This window comes from Salinivibrio sp. ES.052 (assembly GCF_900141775.1).
GTDB lineage: Bacteria > Pseudomonadota > Gammaproteobacteria > Enterobacterales > Vibrionaceae > Salinivibrio.
Map to the genome: position 1 here is coordinate 1,532,443 of NZ_FSRI01000001.1, position 14,021 is coordinate 1,546,463.

General features: G+C 51.3%; 11 protein-coding genes. 8 read left to right on the forward strand and 3 right to left on the reverse strand.

Translation table 11 applies throughout. The annotated features are described in order from the left end of the window. Position 1: 1 nt before the first annotated feature. The gene (locus tag BUQ98_RS07030) at positions 2-994 is read left to right on the forward strand and encodes a ChaN family lipoprotein (RefSeq protein ID WP_083605225.1); all 993 of its coding nucleotides are present in this window, start codon (positions 2-4) and stop codon (positions 992-994) included. A 97-nt stretch (positions 995-1,091) separates the two neighbouring features. Here BUQ98_RS07030 and yfbV read toward each other — a convergent pair whose 3' ends face one another. Beyond that, the gene (gene yfbV, locus BUQ98_RS07035; protein WP_074213122.1) at positions 1,092-1,541 is read right to left on the reverse strand and encodes a terminus macrodomain insulation protein YfbV; all 450 of its coding nucleotides are present in this window, start codon (positions 1,539-1,541) and stop codon (positions 1,092-1,094) included. A 357-nt stretch (positions 1,542-1,898) separates the two neighbouring features. Here yfbV and BUQ98_RS07040 point away from each other — a divergent pair, with 357 nt between their 5' ends. The 4 genes from BUQ98_RS07040 (at position 1,899) to BUQ98_RS07060 (ending at position 7,923) form a co-directional block, all read left to right on the forward strand. Further along, entirely contained in the window at positions 1,899-3,095 is a 1,197-nt protein-coding gene (locus BUQ98_RS07040; RefSeq protein ID WP_074213123.1) for an acetate kinase, read from the forward strand. Between the two features lie 104 nt (positions 3,096-3,199). Continuing rightward, positions 3,200-5,347, forward strand: coding sequence for a phosphate acetyltransferase (gene pta, locus BUQ98_RS07045; protein ID WP_074213124.1), 2,148 nt, complete (start codon positions 3,200-3,202; stop codon positions 5,345-5,347). A 100-nt stretch (positions 5,348-5,447) separates the two neighbouring features. Further along, positions 5,448-6,676, forward strand: a protein-coding gene (locus BUQ98_RS16785; protein WP_139294610.1) for an IS3 family transposase whose coding sequence is annotated in 2 segments (ribosomal slippage) — positions 5,448-5,799 and positions 5,799-6,676 — 1,230 coding nt in all. Because the reading frame shifts where the segments join, the coding sequence is not laid out codon by codon here. A gap of 92 nt (positions 6,677-6,768) precedes the next feature. After that, positions 6,769-7,923 (forward strand): amidohydrolase, encoded by a 1,155-nt coding sequence (locus tag BUQ98_RS07060; RefSeq protein ID WP_074213125.1) that lies wholly within the window; start codon positions 6,769-6,771, stop codon positions 7,921-7,923. Between the two features lie 109 nt (positions 7,924-8,032). On the opposite strand, the gene BUQ98_RS07065 is transcribed toward BUQ98_RS07060, so the two are convergent. Both BUQ98_RS07065 and BUQ98_RS07070 read right to left on the reverse strand, forming a co-directional pair. Further along, entirely contained in the window at positions 8,033-10,300 is a 2,268-nt protein-coding gene (locus BUQ98_RS07065; RefSeq protein ID WP_074213126.1) for a TonB-dependent receptor domain-containing protein, read from the reverse strand. Positions 10,301-10,420: 120 nt separating this feature from the next. Continuing rightward, entirely contained in the window at positions 10,421-11,062 is a 642-nt protein-coding gene (locus tag BUQ98_RS07070) for a LysE family translocator (protein WP_074213127.1), read from the reverse strand. Positions 11,063-11,309: 247 nt separating this feature from the next. On the opposite strand from BUQ98_RS07070, the gene metN reads away from it, so the two are divergent. From metN to metQ, 3 genes are read left to right on the forward strand one after another with little or no spacing between them, the layout of a single operon-like run. Next, on the forward strand, positions 11,310-12,344 hold the full coding sequence (gene metN, locus BUQ98_RS07075) for a methionine ABC transporter ATP-binding protein MetN (RefSeq protein WP_074213128.1): 1,035 nt from the start codon (positions 11,310-11,312) through the stop codon (positions 12,342-12,344). After that, on the forward strand, positions 12,334-13,020 hold the full coding sequence (locus BUQ98_RS07080; RefSeq protein ID WP_074213129.1) for a methionine ABC transporter permease: 687 nt from the start codon (positions 12,334-12,336) through the stop codon (positions 13,018-13,020). The genes metN and BUQ98_RS07080 overlap by 11 nt, the downstream gene beginning before the upstream one ends. Positions 13,021-13,066: 46 nt before the next feature. Next, the gene (gene metQ / locus BUQ98_RS07085; RefSeq protein ID WP_074213130.1) at positions 13,067-13,882 is read left to right on the forward strand and encodes a methionine ABC transporter substrate-binding lipoprotein MetQ; all 816 of its coding nucleotides are present in this window, start codon (positions 13,067-13,069) and stop codon (positions 13,880-13,882) included. Positions 13,883-14,021 lie beyond the last annotated feature (139 nt).

Sequence of the window (14,021 nt, forward strand, 5' to 3'; positions counted from 1 at the left end):
GATGCATGCTCGCCAGCGAATCACTCACTATGCTCGTTACCGTTTGTCATACGCCGCCTGCATAGTGTTTGCAGTCGGTTTAGTGCTAAGCCCAGCCGTCCAAGCAACGCCTGATTCCGTGAATACCTTATATGATTATCAAGCAACCACGCCAAGCGGTCAGCCTCTTAGTCTGATCCAAGTAGCAGATCACGTTGAAAACGCAGATATAGTACTGATTGGTGAATGGCATAGTCATCCAGGGGTGCATCGTTTTCAGACTGAATTACTGAACCAACTCGCCGATCGTCACCCAGTCGCACTGTCTATGGAACAATTCAGCCGCGATGCGCAACCGGTTGTCGAACAATACCTATCGGGTGACATAGGCGAAGATACCTTCAAGCGTCGTGCTAACGCCTGGGATAACTATGATGGCAGCTATCGTCCATTAATGGAGTTAGCCAAGCAGCGCCAAATCGACGTCATTGCAGCAAACGCACCCAAATCGATGGTCAGTTGCATCGGTCAACAAGGCTTGACCTACTTAAGCGGACTGTCTGATGAGCAACGCAGCTGGTTTGCCAAAACGATTGATACCCAAGATTCGCCTTATAAACAAAAGTTTAAAGCCAACATGCACCATGGCACCTCCAGTCAGACCAACGCACAGTACGCAGCCCAATTAGCCTGGGATGCCACCATGGCAGAAAGCATGGTGCGTTATCATCATCATCACCCTGACCGCCAAATTGTGCATATCGCGGGGCGCTTTCATATCGCCGAAGGCATAGGCACAGCCGCTCAAATCCAAGCACGTGACAATGATCTGACTATCGCGCTGATCACCGCAGTCAGTGATAACACCACACTAATGAAAGACGCCCCTGATTATCGCTTACACGTCATGCCCATGCCTCAACGCTGGCAATCGATGGAAGAAATGCGCAAGGCCGTGGGCACGATGAAGCGTAACGGCCCATCTCGCTGCCAATCAGAAAATAGCGATATATAGACACATCAACAGCTAAAAAAACGCGCGCCCAACGGGGCGCGCGTTTTTTTAGTTGGTTCTCGTATGGCAGCGGACTAATCGGTTAGCGTCTCAGGGCTTAAAACCAACGGTCTAATGCCGCTCGGTCAACCTTAAAGGCACGACTAAGAGCTTGAGCCAGCTCTTTATATTTGGGCTGATTTTTGATGGGCTGCATCGTGTGCCCTTCACTGGTAATTTTTTGGTGAAGCTCACGGTACCACCCCGCTAACGCTGGGGGAAGTGGGGTATCACGGCGCTTGCCTAACCACCATAAGCCTTGAAGGGGTAAGCTCAGGGCAAATAAGGCGACAATCACCGCTTGCGGCATACCCTGCATGTTATTAGCAGCCATCTGTAGCAACACACTAATCGCCGCCACAGCAGGCATAACCTTAATCGCGAAGCGTGTCATGGTTATCACCCGGTTCTCTGGGAAAACCGGCATTAGCTCCTTACGCATCGGCCATTCCTGCATATATTTCTGACCGTCTTGCAGGCAGCGCCAGATTGATTTGTTCGTTGCCATACCTACCTCACTTGTTCAGTGTGACTAAAGTTGACTGTCACTCAACTTTTACAATAAAAACTAAACAAAATGTTTAAAAACTTTCAAAATTAGCCAGTATTGCTCAAAAAATTTTTGTTATCTGTATCAAGTCCCGCTATCCTTAGCGCACTTTATCATTGTTGCTCGGATTCGATTGTCTCGCAACCTAATCCGGTTGTGCTCAATGGAGCGTTCACTTATCCAGGACGGATTAAAGATAGTTCTTTCCCCGCGACAAGGCATGAGATAATTCTTTTTTGAAAAGGTAGTGTCTCAGTTTGTCCACTATTCTTTTTGTTCCATACACTCTGTCTCACGAAACATAGGTAGTCATACATGTCAAAGCTGGTTCTCGTACTGAACTGCGGAAGCTCCTCTTTGAAGTTCGCCATTGTCGACGCACAATCAGGCGATGAGCATCTCACCGGTCTTGCCGAATGCCTTCACCTTCCAGAAGCCCGCATCAAGTGGAAAATGGACGGTAAGCATGAAGCCCTACTGGGCAACGGCGCTGCGCACACTGAAGCCCTCACCTTCATTGTAGACACAATTCTGGCCTCGAAACCTGAGCTAGCCGAGAACCTAGGAGCTGTCGGCCATCGCGTTGTTCACGGCGGTGAACACTTTACCCAATCAGCATTGATTACGGACGAAGTGTTGAAAGGGATCCAAGATGCTGCGAGCTTCGCCCCATTACACAACCCAGCGCACATCGTAGGGATTGAAGCGGCGAAAAAAGCGTTCCCTGCACTGAAAAACGTGGCAGTGTTCGATACCGCGTATCACCAAACCATGCCAGAAGAAGCGTATCTGTATGCGCTACCTTATAAATTGTATAAAGAGCACGCTATTCGTCGCTACGGCATGCACGGCACTTCACACTTCTTTATTGCCAACGCCGCCGCTGAGCAGCTCGGTAAGCCTGTTGATGAAGTCAACATCATTAACTGCCACCTCGGTAATGGCGCGTCTGTTTGTGCGATTAAAAACGGCAAATCCGTCGATACCTCGATGGGGATGACCCCATTGGAAGGCTTGGTCATGGGCACCCGTTCCGGTGACCTAGACCCAGCGATTATCTTCCACCTGCACGATGCATTGGGTTACAGCGTTGAGCAAATCAACACCATGCTGACCAAAGAGTCCGGCCTGCAAGGCTTGACCGAAGTGACCTCGGATTGCCGCTTTGTCGAAGACAACTACGGCGAAAAAGAAGAAGCCACCCGTGCAATGAACGTGTTCTGCCACCGTCTTGCTAAGTACGTAGCAAGCTACACCGCAACCTTAGATGGCCGCCTTGACGCAATCGTCTTCACCGGCGGTATCGGTGAAAACTCAGGTCCAATCCGTGAATTGGTGCTAGAGCGTCTATCTCTACTCGGTGTTGACGTCGACAAAGAACGCAACCTAAAAGCTCGCTTTGGCGGTGAAGGGGTGATTACCACTGACGAAAGCCGTGTGCCCGCAATGGTGATTTCAACCAACGAAGAGTTGGTCATTGCGCAAGACACTGCGCGCCTAACTGGCCTGTAAGACCATTTCCAACGGCTGATTCCACTCAGCCGTTTTTGTATTCGTGCCGGACCTCCGGCACGCCAATCAGATAGTAAGAGGAAGTCAACGTGTCCCGTACTATTATGCTAATCCCTATCGGCTCCGGCGTCGGCTTGACCAGTGTCAGTCTTGGCGTCATGCGAGCGATGGAGCGTAAAGGCGTTCGCGTCTCGTTTTTCAAACCCATTGCCCAGCCACATCACGGCAATGACACCGATGTGACCGATCTGACGACAGAAATCATTCACGCTAACAGTGATATGAAAGTCGCCGAATCCATGTCGATGAATCAAGCGGAAAACTTGCTGCGTTCGGATCAAGAAGATGTGCTGCTCGAAGAAGTGCTCGCGCGCTTTACCCGTGCCACTGAAAACGCAGAAGTTGCGCTCGTCGAAGGCTTGGTCACCACGCGTAACCATCCATTCGCGAACCAGATTAACTACGAAATCGCCAAGACGCTGGACGCGGAAATCGTGTTTGTGACCACCCCTGGAACAGACAACCCTGCCCAGCTGAAAGAGCGTATCGAGTTTGCCTGCACCAACTTTGGTGGCAGCAAAAACGGCAATATCTCTGGTGTGATCATCAACAAGCTTAACGCCCCTGTTGACGATGCTGGCCGTACGCGCCCTGATCTGTCAGAAATCTTTGACGAAGCGGACGGCGCACGCCCCACCAACGTTGAAGTGATGCAAATCTTCAACTCCAGCCCAATTCGCGTGCTGGGTTGCGTGCCATGGAAAATCGATCTGATTGCCACCCGTGCCAGCGACATGGCGAAGCACTTGAATGCTACCATCATCAACGAAGGTGAAATTCACTCACGTCGCATCAAGAGCATTACTTTCTGTGCGCGTTCAATTCCAAACATGGTTGAACACTTCCGCCCAGGCTCCTTGCTAGTGACCTCGGCTGACCGTCCTGACGTTATCGTTGCAGCCTGTTTGGCCGCGATGAACGGCGTGGAAATCGGTGCGCTGCTATTGACCGGTGGCTATGCCATTCCTGATCAATTAAAAGCCCTGTGTGACCGTGCTTTCGAAACTGGCCTGCCAGTATTCACCACCGCGGGCAACACCTGGCAGACCTCACTCAACCTGCAAAGCTTCAGCCTCGAAGTCCCGGCTGACGATAAAGCCCGTGTTGAGTTTGTGAATGATCATGTCGCTAGCCACATCGATGGTAACTGGATTGAATCGCTGAGCTCGGGATCTAACCGCGAGCGTCGCCTCAGCCCGCCTGCGTTCCGTTATCAGCTGACTGAATTTGCACGCCGAGCCGCTAAGCGCATTGTGCTACCCGAAGGTGACGAACCACGCACCATCAAGGCAGCGGCTATCTGTGCCGAGCGTAAAATCGCGGAATGTGTGCTGCTGGGTAATCCAGAAGAAATCAAACGCGTTGCCGACCAGCAAGGTGTCACCCTAGGGGCAGGCGTCGAAATTATCGATCCGGTGAAAGCACGCGATAAATACGTGGCACGCTTGGTCGAATTGCGTAAGAGCAAAGGCATCACCGAGGTGATTGCGCAAGAGCACCTAGAAGACACCGTGGTACTAGGTACCATGATGCTGGAAGCCAACGAAGTGGACGGGCTGGTCTCTGGCGCGGTTCACACCACGGCTAACACCATCCGCCCACCGCTGCAGATCATCAAGACAGCCCCGAATGCCTCATTGGTTTCCTCGGTCTTCTTCATGCTGCTGCCTGAGCAAGTACTGGTATACGGTGACTGCGCGATCAACCCGGATCCAAATGCAGAGCAACTGGCTGAAATCGCGATTCAATCTGCCGACTCTGCCGCCGCATTCGGTATTGAACCGCGCGTCGCGATGATCTCCTACTCAACCGGCAGTTCAGGTAAGGGGGCAGACGTGGATAAAGTTCGCGAAGCCACCCGTCTCGCCAAAGAGAAACGTCCTGATCTGATCATTGATGGCCCGCTGCAGTACGACGCCGCGATCATGGAGAACGTAGCCAAATCGAAAGCGCCGGATTCACCGGTTGCCGGTAAAGCGACTGTGTTTGTCTTCCCAGACTTGAACACCGGTAACACCACCTACAAAGCAGTACAACGTTCTGCCGAGTTGGTCTCTATCGGTCCAATGCTGCAAGGCATGCGCAAGCCAGTGAATGACTTGTCACGTGGCGCACTGGTTGACGATATTGTCTATACCGTGGCACTGACAGCGATTCAGGCTAAGCAAGCAGAAGAGAAAGGCCAAGCGTAAGCCTCGCTCTCCTGTCTGAACAAAAGCCAGCGCCCAGTCGCTGGCTTTTTTGCGTCTTATGTCCCGTCCTGAAATACGTTGACATAAAGAGGACTTCTTTATGACAACATCAAGTAATTCAAGCCGTAAGCGCACGCAACGTGATTACACCTTAGCCTTTAAATTAGGCGTTGTAGAGCGTGTTGAAAAAGGCGAAATGACGTACAAACAAGCTCAAGCCCGTTTTGGCATTCAGGGCCGCTCAACGGTACTCGTCTGGCTCAGAAAACATGGTAGACTCGATTGGTCGAAGCCATTTCAGCATCCCCTTATGCCACATTCAAAAGAAACCCCATCCGAAACTATCAAGCGCCTTGAGCGTGAGTTAGCCGAAGAGAAACTGCGTAACCAAATCCTCAATGGTATGGTCGATATCATGGACAATGAGTACGGAGCCGGCCTCAGAAAAAAGTACTTATCCGGTACATCTGGCAAGCCAAAGCCAAAAGTAAAATAAAGTTAGCGGCGGCATGTCGTGCCACAGGCATTTCTCGGCAAGGTGTCTATCAAGCCGTTGCTCGAATGGAAAGCCGAAGAGCTGAACTATCAATCATCAGAGACTGGGTCCAATACTGGCGTAAGTATATGCCGAGGTTAGGGGCGCGTAAGCTCTACGCGTTGGTAAAGCCCAAGCTAGTTGAACACGAAATTAAGCTAGGGCGAGACGGGTTTTTTAGCTATCTGAGAAGCGAAGGCTTACTGGTTAAACCCAAGAAAAGCTACACAAAAACTACGTGTAGTAAGCACTGGATGAAGAAGCATCCTAACCTGCTAAAAGAAGACGGACTGCATGATGCTGCGCATGTACTGGTCAGCGACATCACTTATGTTGAATCAGACCAAGGTGTGCACTATCTGTCACTGGTGACCGATGCCAACTCACGCAAGATAGTGGGTCATCACGTTAGCGAAGATATGAAAGTCGACAATGTAGTGAAAGCGCTGAAAATGGCCGTCAAAGATAAGCGCTATATCGGCAATGCGGTACATCACTCAGACCGAGGTTCGCAATACTGCTCAGCCGTTTATCAGAGTGCGCTACAGGAGAGTCAAATCCAGCCGTCGATGACGGATGGTTATGATTGCTACCAAAACGCGTTAGCGGAAAGAGTCAATGGCATACTGAAGCATGAGTTTTTACTGTACCGGTGTAAGACACTGACAGAGCTTAAAATACTGGTAAAAGAATCGATAGCGATATACAACGAAATGAGACCGCACCTAAGTTTAAGTATGGCAACCCCCAATCAGGTGCATAATAAAAAAGGCCAGCTACTGGAGCTGGCCTAAAAACTGTCAACCTATATTAGGACGGGACATTACCTCACAACGTAATGAGCCACCGAGATCTAGCATAACCCTCCATCCTTGTTTTGGAGTCGATGATGGCGATTAATTTTGATCCCGTTAGGCTACGCCGCACCCTGCACCAACACCCTGAATTGTCCAACCACGAAGCGCAAAGTGCCCGCACGATTGCCGCTCAGTTACGTGCCTTTGGTTTTACCCCTCATACCGATATCGGTGGGCATGGCATTGTGGTAGACATTGCAGGTCACGAGCCGGGACCAACGACCTTGTTACGCGCCGATTTTGATGCCTTACCCATTCAAGAGCGTGCCCCGCTGGAGCATGCCTCCTGCCACGATGGCATTATGCATGCCTGTGGCCACGATGGGCATGCCACTGCTTTATTGATGGTGGCACACACCCTCGCGCAACAACCGCCGCAGCAAGGCTCCGTCTTACTCGCCTTTCAACCCGCCGAAGAAACCGGCGAAGGCGCGGCACGTCTGTGTGCCGATCCGCTTTTAGCCACCCGCCACATCGATAATGTGTATGCCTTTCATAACCTACCAGGCTTTGCCCAACATCAGATCGTGGTGCGCCCAGGCACCTTTGCCTGCGCCTCAACCGGTGTGGCGATAAAACTGCATGGCAAAACGTCCCATGCTGCTTACCCAGAGCGCGGGATCAGCCCTGCAAACGCCATGAGTGAAGTGATGACATCTTTGATGCAACTGCCGGAGCAGCATCAACCTGCGTTTAGCCTTGTCACCTTGGTCCATGCACAGCTTGGTGAGCTCGCCTTTGGCGTATCGCCCGGTGATGCTATCGTAATGGCCACACTACGCAGCGATGACAACGCCACCTTCCACGCGATGAAATCTAGCCTCACGGCCACGATTGACACGATCGCTAAGCGTGCAGAGCTTGAAGTATCCATTGAATGGCATGAGCCCTTTACAGCCGCCTACAATCATCCGGCTCATCACACGCATGTAGTTGAAGCGGCGAGCGCCCTCGATTTAACTATCGAAACACTGGCTGAGCCCATGCGTTGGTCGGAAGATGTGGCTGAGTTTCTCGCCCGTTGGCCCGGCGCATTATTTGGCATTGGCAGCGGCGAACACCATCCACAGCTACACAACCCCGACTATGATTTCCCCGATGCAATTTTATCCACGGCACATGATCTATTCTGCGCCTTGGTGGCACGCCATCACGGCATGGAAATATCCCCTATGGCAGAATAAAAGCTCGTAGAATAGAAACTCGCGTAAATAAAAAATAGGCCTTTTACGGTATTCGCAAAAGGCCTGTGCATCGCACTCAGCGCATTATCAGCACGCTAACTCACCACCGTTAGAACGACCACTGAGTGCCAATGGTAATGGTGCGGCCCGGATCCGGCATGCTCACCACCGAGCCAGGCTGGATGGTATAACGATCCGTCAGGTTATTAACGGTGATAAAAACACTGGCATCCGGCGTGATGTCGTAGTGGCTATAAATATCCACCAAATATTCTGACGGGATCGCCACCACAGGGCTTGCAGCGCCGGTGCCTGTCAACCAATCCGCAGGGTTAGACTTGCCGCTGTGATAACGCACCGTGGTACCGATATCAAGCCGATCATCCAACCATTTATGGCCAATGTTAAGGTGCCATTTACGCTCTGGGGGGATCCGGGTCGGCGTAGTACTCCACGCAAAGCCCAAGCCGTTACAACGTGCCATGCCAGAGCGTTCGGCCTGATCTTGCGAACACACCTGTACCCTGTCGTAAAACGTGGCGGAGAAGTGGCTATAGAAGCCTTGGTACGCGTAATGCGCTTGCAACTCGAACCCAGACAGCGACAACTCGTCATAATTGGTAAAGGTAAAATTACTGCGCCAAGACGGCAGGTTAGGGGTACGATCAAGCACGCCACCCGAAATAAAATCACTGACATGATTATTAAAGTAAGACACCGTCATGGCGGCGCGACGTGTTTGCGCCAGCCCCAGTTCTTGTAACCAAGCTCGACCATCTAAACTCACGCCGTACTCTTGGTTGAACGACACTTCAGGGTCCAGCGGGTTGTAAGGGTTATAGCTGAACACCTCGTTGGATATGGTCACTTCATACAAACTCGGTAACCGCGCGGTGCGAGAGAGTTTGGCAAACACAGAAGCCGAAGGGTTGATGTCATAATGCAACTCGCCCATCAGATCCCACTCGCCGCGATAGTGCAAGGATTGCTGGGTTTGCTTATCCAGCGATTGCGCCTCATGCCAGTTCACCCCAAGTTTTGCGGTCACCGGCGAGAGATCAATTTCACTATTGGCAAACACACTCCATTCTGAGCGTTTTCCGTGGCGTGAGGTCGGTTCAGTGGTATAGAACTTGTTGGTGTCACCGCGCGGTTCAAGGGTTTCTTTAGTGTAAGACACGCCATAATCCACACTTACCGGTAAGTTTTCCCATTCACTGCGGTTGGCGATGCTCGCACCGTGACGATCATTCTGATATTCATGCAGGTATTGCTCAGCATTACTGCCTTTCGCCCACAACCCGTTGTATTGATTGAGCTTAGCCGACGTATGCCAGGCATTCGCGTGCAGATTCAGCCAGCTTTGCGATGGCGAGGTGTAGCGATAATTCGCGCTATAAGCATCCACATCCGCCGTCCCCAATCCCCATTGGGGCATGACAGTACCTTCTTCTCGCTCATCGGTATACCAATAGGCCATCAGCACTTCGCCCGCTTCTTGGCGGTGGTGTCGATAGCTAATATCCGCTTGATGCCCATTACCAAATTCTTTGTCCAGTTTGGCCAACCAGGAATCACTCTCAAAGCTGGTATTACCCACTTCTTGGCCCGCGCCAATCACAGGTTCTTCGTAGCGTTCAATGCCCTTTTTACCGGCAAAGTGGTTGCCTTTTTTACGATGGCTAAATGCCAGCACACCACCGAGCCCATCACCCTGATACCCCAGCCCTACCATTGCAGAGCCATTATCAAAGCCATGATGATCACTACGATCGGCCAAGCGATAACGCAATTGTTCGACGGTATCATCACTCACGCGCGGCGAACGACTATTATTGTGGGCACGCAATTTCACCACGGCGCCGAAGCCCTCGCCATCGCGAACAATGTCTGTGGCATTGAGTGTGGTGGCCGTTATCGTGCCGCCAATCGCGCCACTGGCATAGGCCGAGCGTCCAATCGTCGCTCCCTTTTCGACCGACAGAGACGACAACAAATCCGTATCAATATAAGTGCGATCACTGACACCCTGATAGCCACGCGACGTATGCGTCGACTGCAAACTGCCATCAATCAGCATCGCTACTCGCCCATGCCCTTGCAGGCCACGAATACCCGGGTCAATCGCCCCTGCTTCGTTATGCATGTTATTGAGCTGAATACTGGTGTTGCCCGAAAACACATCCGCGTTACTGATCCCGCGAACCTTATCCAAATCATCGCGTATCATTAGCGCATCGGAAAAGCGATCAGCATTCACCACCACGGTATCGATCGGCGCGTCTTTTTCAGGCGTCTCCTCTGCCGGTGCGGCAAAGGCGAAAGAAGGAAAAGCAAAAAAGGTAAGAATAAAAGAGGCGACTGGCTTTAACTGCATTGAACATTCCCCGTCAATAAAAAGCGACGGGGATGATAATGCAAATAGTTATCGTTTGCCAATCTTATTTAACGCGAATAATTAAGTAACAAGACGCTCAACAACATACAGGGTAGGCGCTCACCCCAGCGCCAGCCAGACGCCCACGCCCACCATCAAGGTGCCCGCGACACGGTTGAGTAATTGCACGTTGCCTCTTTGCTGCAAAAACTGGCGCAACGTGCGACCACCGCTGGCATACAGCATCAAGCAGCTAAATTCGGTCAACAGAATAATCAACACCAGCACACTTAACTGGCTAGGCAGTGCCAATTTAGGATTAATAAACGGTGGCAACAGCGAGATCATAAATGCCCAGCCTTTCGGGTTGGCAATCGCGGTGACAAACCCTTGGGTCGCCAATGACAACGCAGACGCTTCACTGGGGCTAGCGTCATCATCCTCTTCGGGAATGGCCATTTTCCCGCGAGATCGCCACATTTGTATCCCAAGAAACGCCAGATAGGCACCACCGACGTACTTGAACACTTGGAAGATCGAGGGATAGTTGAGCATCATCGCCGCCACCCCAATCACCGAGGCAATGGCTACCAACCCAACCCCAATTAATTCGCCCCACATCATATGCAGGCTACGCTTAACGCCGATGGTCATTCCCAGCGTCATCGAGAGGGTCATACACATTCCAGGCGTCACCGAGACGAGGAAAAAGGTGGGGATGAACAAGGAAAGCATGGTGGTATCAATCAAAGCAGTTGGCATAAAGTATAATCAGAACAAAGCACTACAGGGGCTCTTAGTAAACGCCCTTTGCCGTTTAAGATCAAGCCTACTGTTGAGTTTATAACCAGATATTTAGCCTTATTGCCATTTAGACGTCCAGAAGTAAAAATATCCATTGACTTCATTTTGACGAACTCATAGCATCAATAACCAGAGCGACGGCAAGAATGCGGGATAAGCCGCTGAGTGAGTCTGCTGTGATCAAATTTATCGCCAAGGACATGTGATGATTGAGATAACCAAACTCAACAAGGTATTCGAACTCGGGGAACGCCGAATTCATGCCCTTAACGACATCAACTTATTTATTCCCAAGGGGAAAGTATTTGGTGTGATCGGTGCCTCCGGTGCAGGGAAAAGTACCCTGATCCGGATGGTTAACCTGCTCGAACGCCCCACCAGCGGCTCGGTCAAAGTGGGAGGGGTTAACCTGACCGCGCTGCCAAACCGCCAGTTGACCCAAGCGCGCCGTAAAATCGGGATGATTTTCCAACACTTTAATCTGCTTTCGTCACGCACCGTGTTCGACAATATCGCCCTGCCGCTTGAGCTAAGTGGCTCGAGCCGCGATGAGATTGAAACACGCGTGAGCGAGCTGCTCGATTTGGTTGGATTGACAGACAAACGTGATGTCTACCCTGCCAGCCTCAGTGGCGGACAAAAGCAGCGTGTGGCCATTGCTCGTGCACTGGCGCCAAGCCCAAATGTGTTGCTCTGTGATGAAGCCACCAGCGCACTAGATCCAGCCACCACCCAATCGATTTTGTCGTTGCTGCAAACCATCAACCAAAAGCTCAACCTCACCATTTTACTGATCACCCACGAAATGGATGTGGTCAAACGTATCTGTGACGACGTCGCTATCATTGGCGATGGCGAGCTCGTCGAGTCCGGCCCAGTTGGCGAGATTTTTGCGCATCCCAAATCCGACTTGGCCAAACAATTTATTCGTTCAACCCTCGACTTGTCAGTGCCGCATGATTTTGCCCAGCGCTTACAAAAAGAATACTTTGAAGGCAGCTACCCCTTGGTGCGCCTCGAATTTACCGGTGCGACGGTCGATGACCCATTAATCAGCCAGATCTCGCGTCTGTTTGATATCGACATCAGCATTTTAAGCTCAGATATCGACTACGCCGGCGGCGTGAAATTCGGCCTACTGCTTGCGGAAATTATGGGTCCGAAAGAGGCGGTTGAAAACGCCATTACTTACCTCAACAAGCATCATGTCAACACGGAGGTACTTGGCTATGTTGATTGATCAACTCACCCAATGGGTGAATGAAAACACCGCCCTTATCAATTTGCTGCTCGAAGCCACCGGCCAAACTCTGTATATGGTGTTTGCCTCTGGCATCATGGGCTTTGTGATTGGCATCCCATTAGGCGTGTTACTGCATGTGACCAAACCCGGTGGTTTGCTGGGCCAACCACAAGTTAACCAGGTGCTCGGCGCGATTGTGAACATTGGTCGCTCCATCCCTTTTATTATCTTACTGGTTGCGATTATTCCGTTTACCCGCATGGTGGTTGGCACCTCGATTGGTACCGCGGCGGCGATTGTGCCACTTACCGTCGGCGCCATTCCGTTTATTGCCCGCTTGGTTGAAGGCGCCTTACTGGAACTACCGGCTGGGCTGGAAGAAGCGGCCAAAGCGATGGGCGCGAACCCATTCCAAATTATTTACAAAGTGCTCATACCTGAAGCGTTACCCGGCATCATCAATGGCGCAACCATTACCTTGGTCACCTTGGTGAGCTACTCGGCCATGGCCGGTGCGGTCGGCGGCGGCGGTCTCGGGGATGTGGGTATCCGCTATGGCTATCAGCGCTTTGACACCACCGTCATGCTGATCACGGTTGTGATGCTGGTGGTCTTAGTACAAGCGATTCAATCTTTTGGTGATTACTTGGTGCGACGCGCCGATCACCGCTAAATCAAACACAATAATGATGAATATGTTTCGAACAGGGAGATAGACAATGAAAACCACCATTAAAACACTGCTAGCCACACTCGGATTGGCATCAACCCTTGCCCTTACCGGCTGTGGTGAAAAAGAGCCTGCCGTGCAAGACAACAGCAAAATCACCGTTGGCGTCATGGCCGGTGAAGAAGCACAAGTGGCTGAGCATGCAGTGAAAGAAGCGAAAAAGCTCGGCCTTGATGTAGAGTTAGTGACTTTTACCGATTACGTCTCGCCGAACGCGGCACTGGATGATGGCTCGGTCGACGTGAATGCTTTCCAACACAAACCTTACTTGGACGCACAAATTAAAGACCGTGGTTATGAGTTCGCGATTGCCGGCAACACCTTTGTGTATCCGATTGCGGCGTATTCTTACAAGCTAGATAGCGTCGAGGATCTACCAGAAGGCGGTAAAATTGCCGTGCCTAACAACCCATCGAACCTGGGCCGTTCACTGGTATTGCTTGAGCAGCAAGGCATCATCAAGCTCAAAGAAGGCGCAGGCATCAACGCCACCAAACTGGATATCGTTGAGAACCCGAAAAACGTAGAAATCATCGAGCTAGAAACCCCACAACTGCCTCGCTCATTGGAAGATGTGGACTTGGCTATCATCAACAACACCTTTGCCGCCGGCGTGGGCCTAACGCCAAGCAAAGACGGTATCTTTGTTGAAGACAAAGAATCACCCTACGTGAACCTGATTGTGGCACGCAAAGACAACGTCGACGCAGAAAACGTCAAAACCTTTGTTAAAGCCTACCAAACTGATGCGGTTTACAACGCCGCGATGGAAATCTTTGACGGCGCAGTGGTAAAAGGCTGGTAAGCCACTAAGCTCAACACACTGAAATGACGAAGCCCGCGCTGAAAAGTGCGGGCTTTGTTTTTAGTGGTGGCATTACAGCTCCCGGTAATCCCCCTCACCGCTCAACACATTCAGCATTACTTGACCCCCATAGCAGCGG

What these genes read in the sequence shown, in the direction of transcription:
- BUQ98_RS07030 (WP_083605225.1), top strand. Translation starts at nt 2, where the DNA reads ATGCATGCTCGCCAGCGAATCACTCACTATGCTCGTTACCGTTTGTCA.
- BUQ98_RS07070 (WP_074213127.1), bottom strand. Translation starts at nt 11,062, where the DNA reads ATGCCAACTGCTTTGATTGATACCACCATGCTTTCCTTGTTCATCCCC.
- metQ (WP_074213130.1), top strand. Translation starts at nt 13,067, where the DNA reads ATGAAAACCACCATTAAAACACTGCTAGCCACACTCGGATTGGCATCA.
- BUQ98_RS07060 (WP_074213125.1), top strand. Translation starts at nt 6,769, where the DNA reads ATGATGGCGATTAATTTTGATCCCGTTAGGCTACGCCGCACCCTGCAC.
- BUQ98_RS07065 (WP_074213126.1), bottom strand. Translation starts at nt 10,300, where the DNA reads ATGCAGTTAAAGCCAGTCGCCTCTTTTATTCTTACCTTTTTTGCTTTT.
- metN (WP_074213128.1), top strand. Translation starts at nt 11,310, where the DNA reads ATGATTGAGATAACCAAACTCAACAAGGTATTCGAACTCGGGGAACGC.
- yfbV (WP_074213122.1), bottom strand. Translation starts at nt 1,541, where the DNA reads ATGGCAACGAACAAATCAATCTGGCGCTGCCTGCAAGACGGTCAGAAA.
- BUQ98_RS07040 (WP_074213123.1), top strand. Translation starts at nt 1,899, where the DNA reads ATGTCAAAGCTGGTTCTCGTACTGAACTGCGGAAGCTCCTCTTTGAAG.
- BUQ98_RS07080 (WP_074213129.1), top strand. Translation starts at nt 12,334, where the DNA reads ATGTTGATTGATCAACTCACCCAATGGGTGAATGAAAACACCGCCCTT.
- pta (WP_074213124.1), top strand. Translation starts at nt 3,200, where the DNA reads ATGCTAATCCCTATCGGCTCCGGCGTCGGCTTGACCAGTGTCAGTCTT.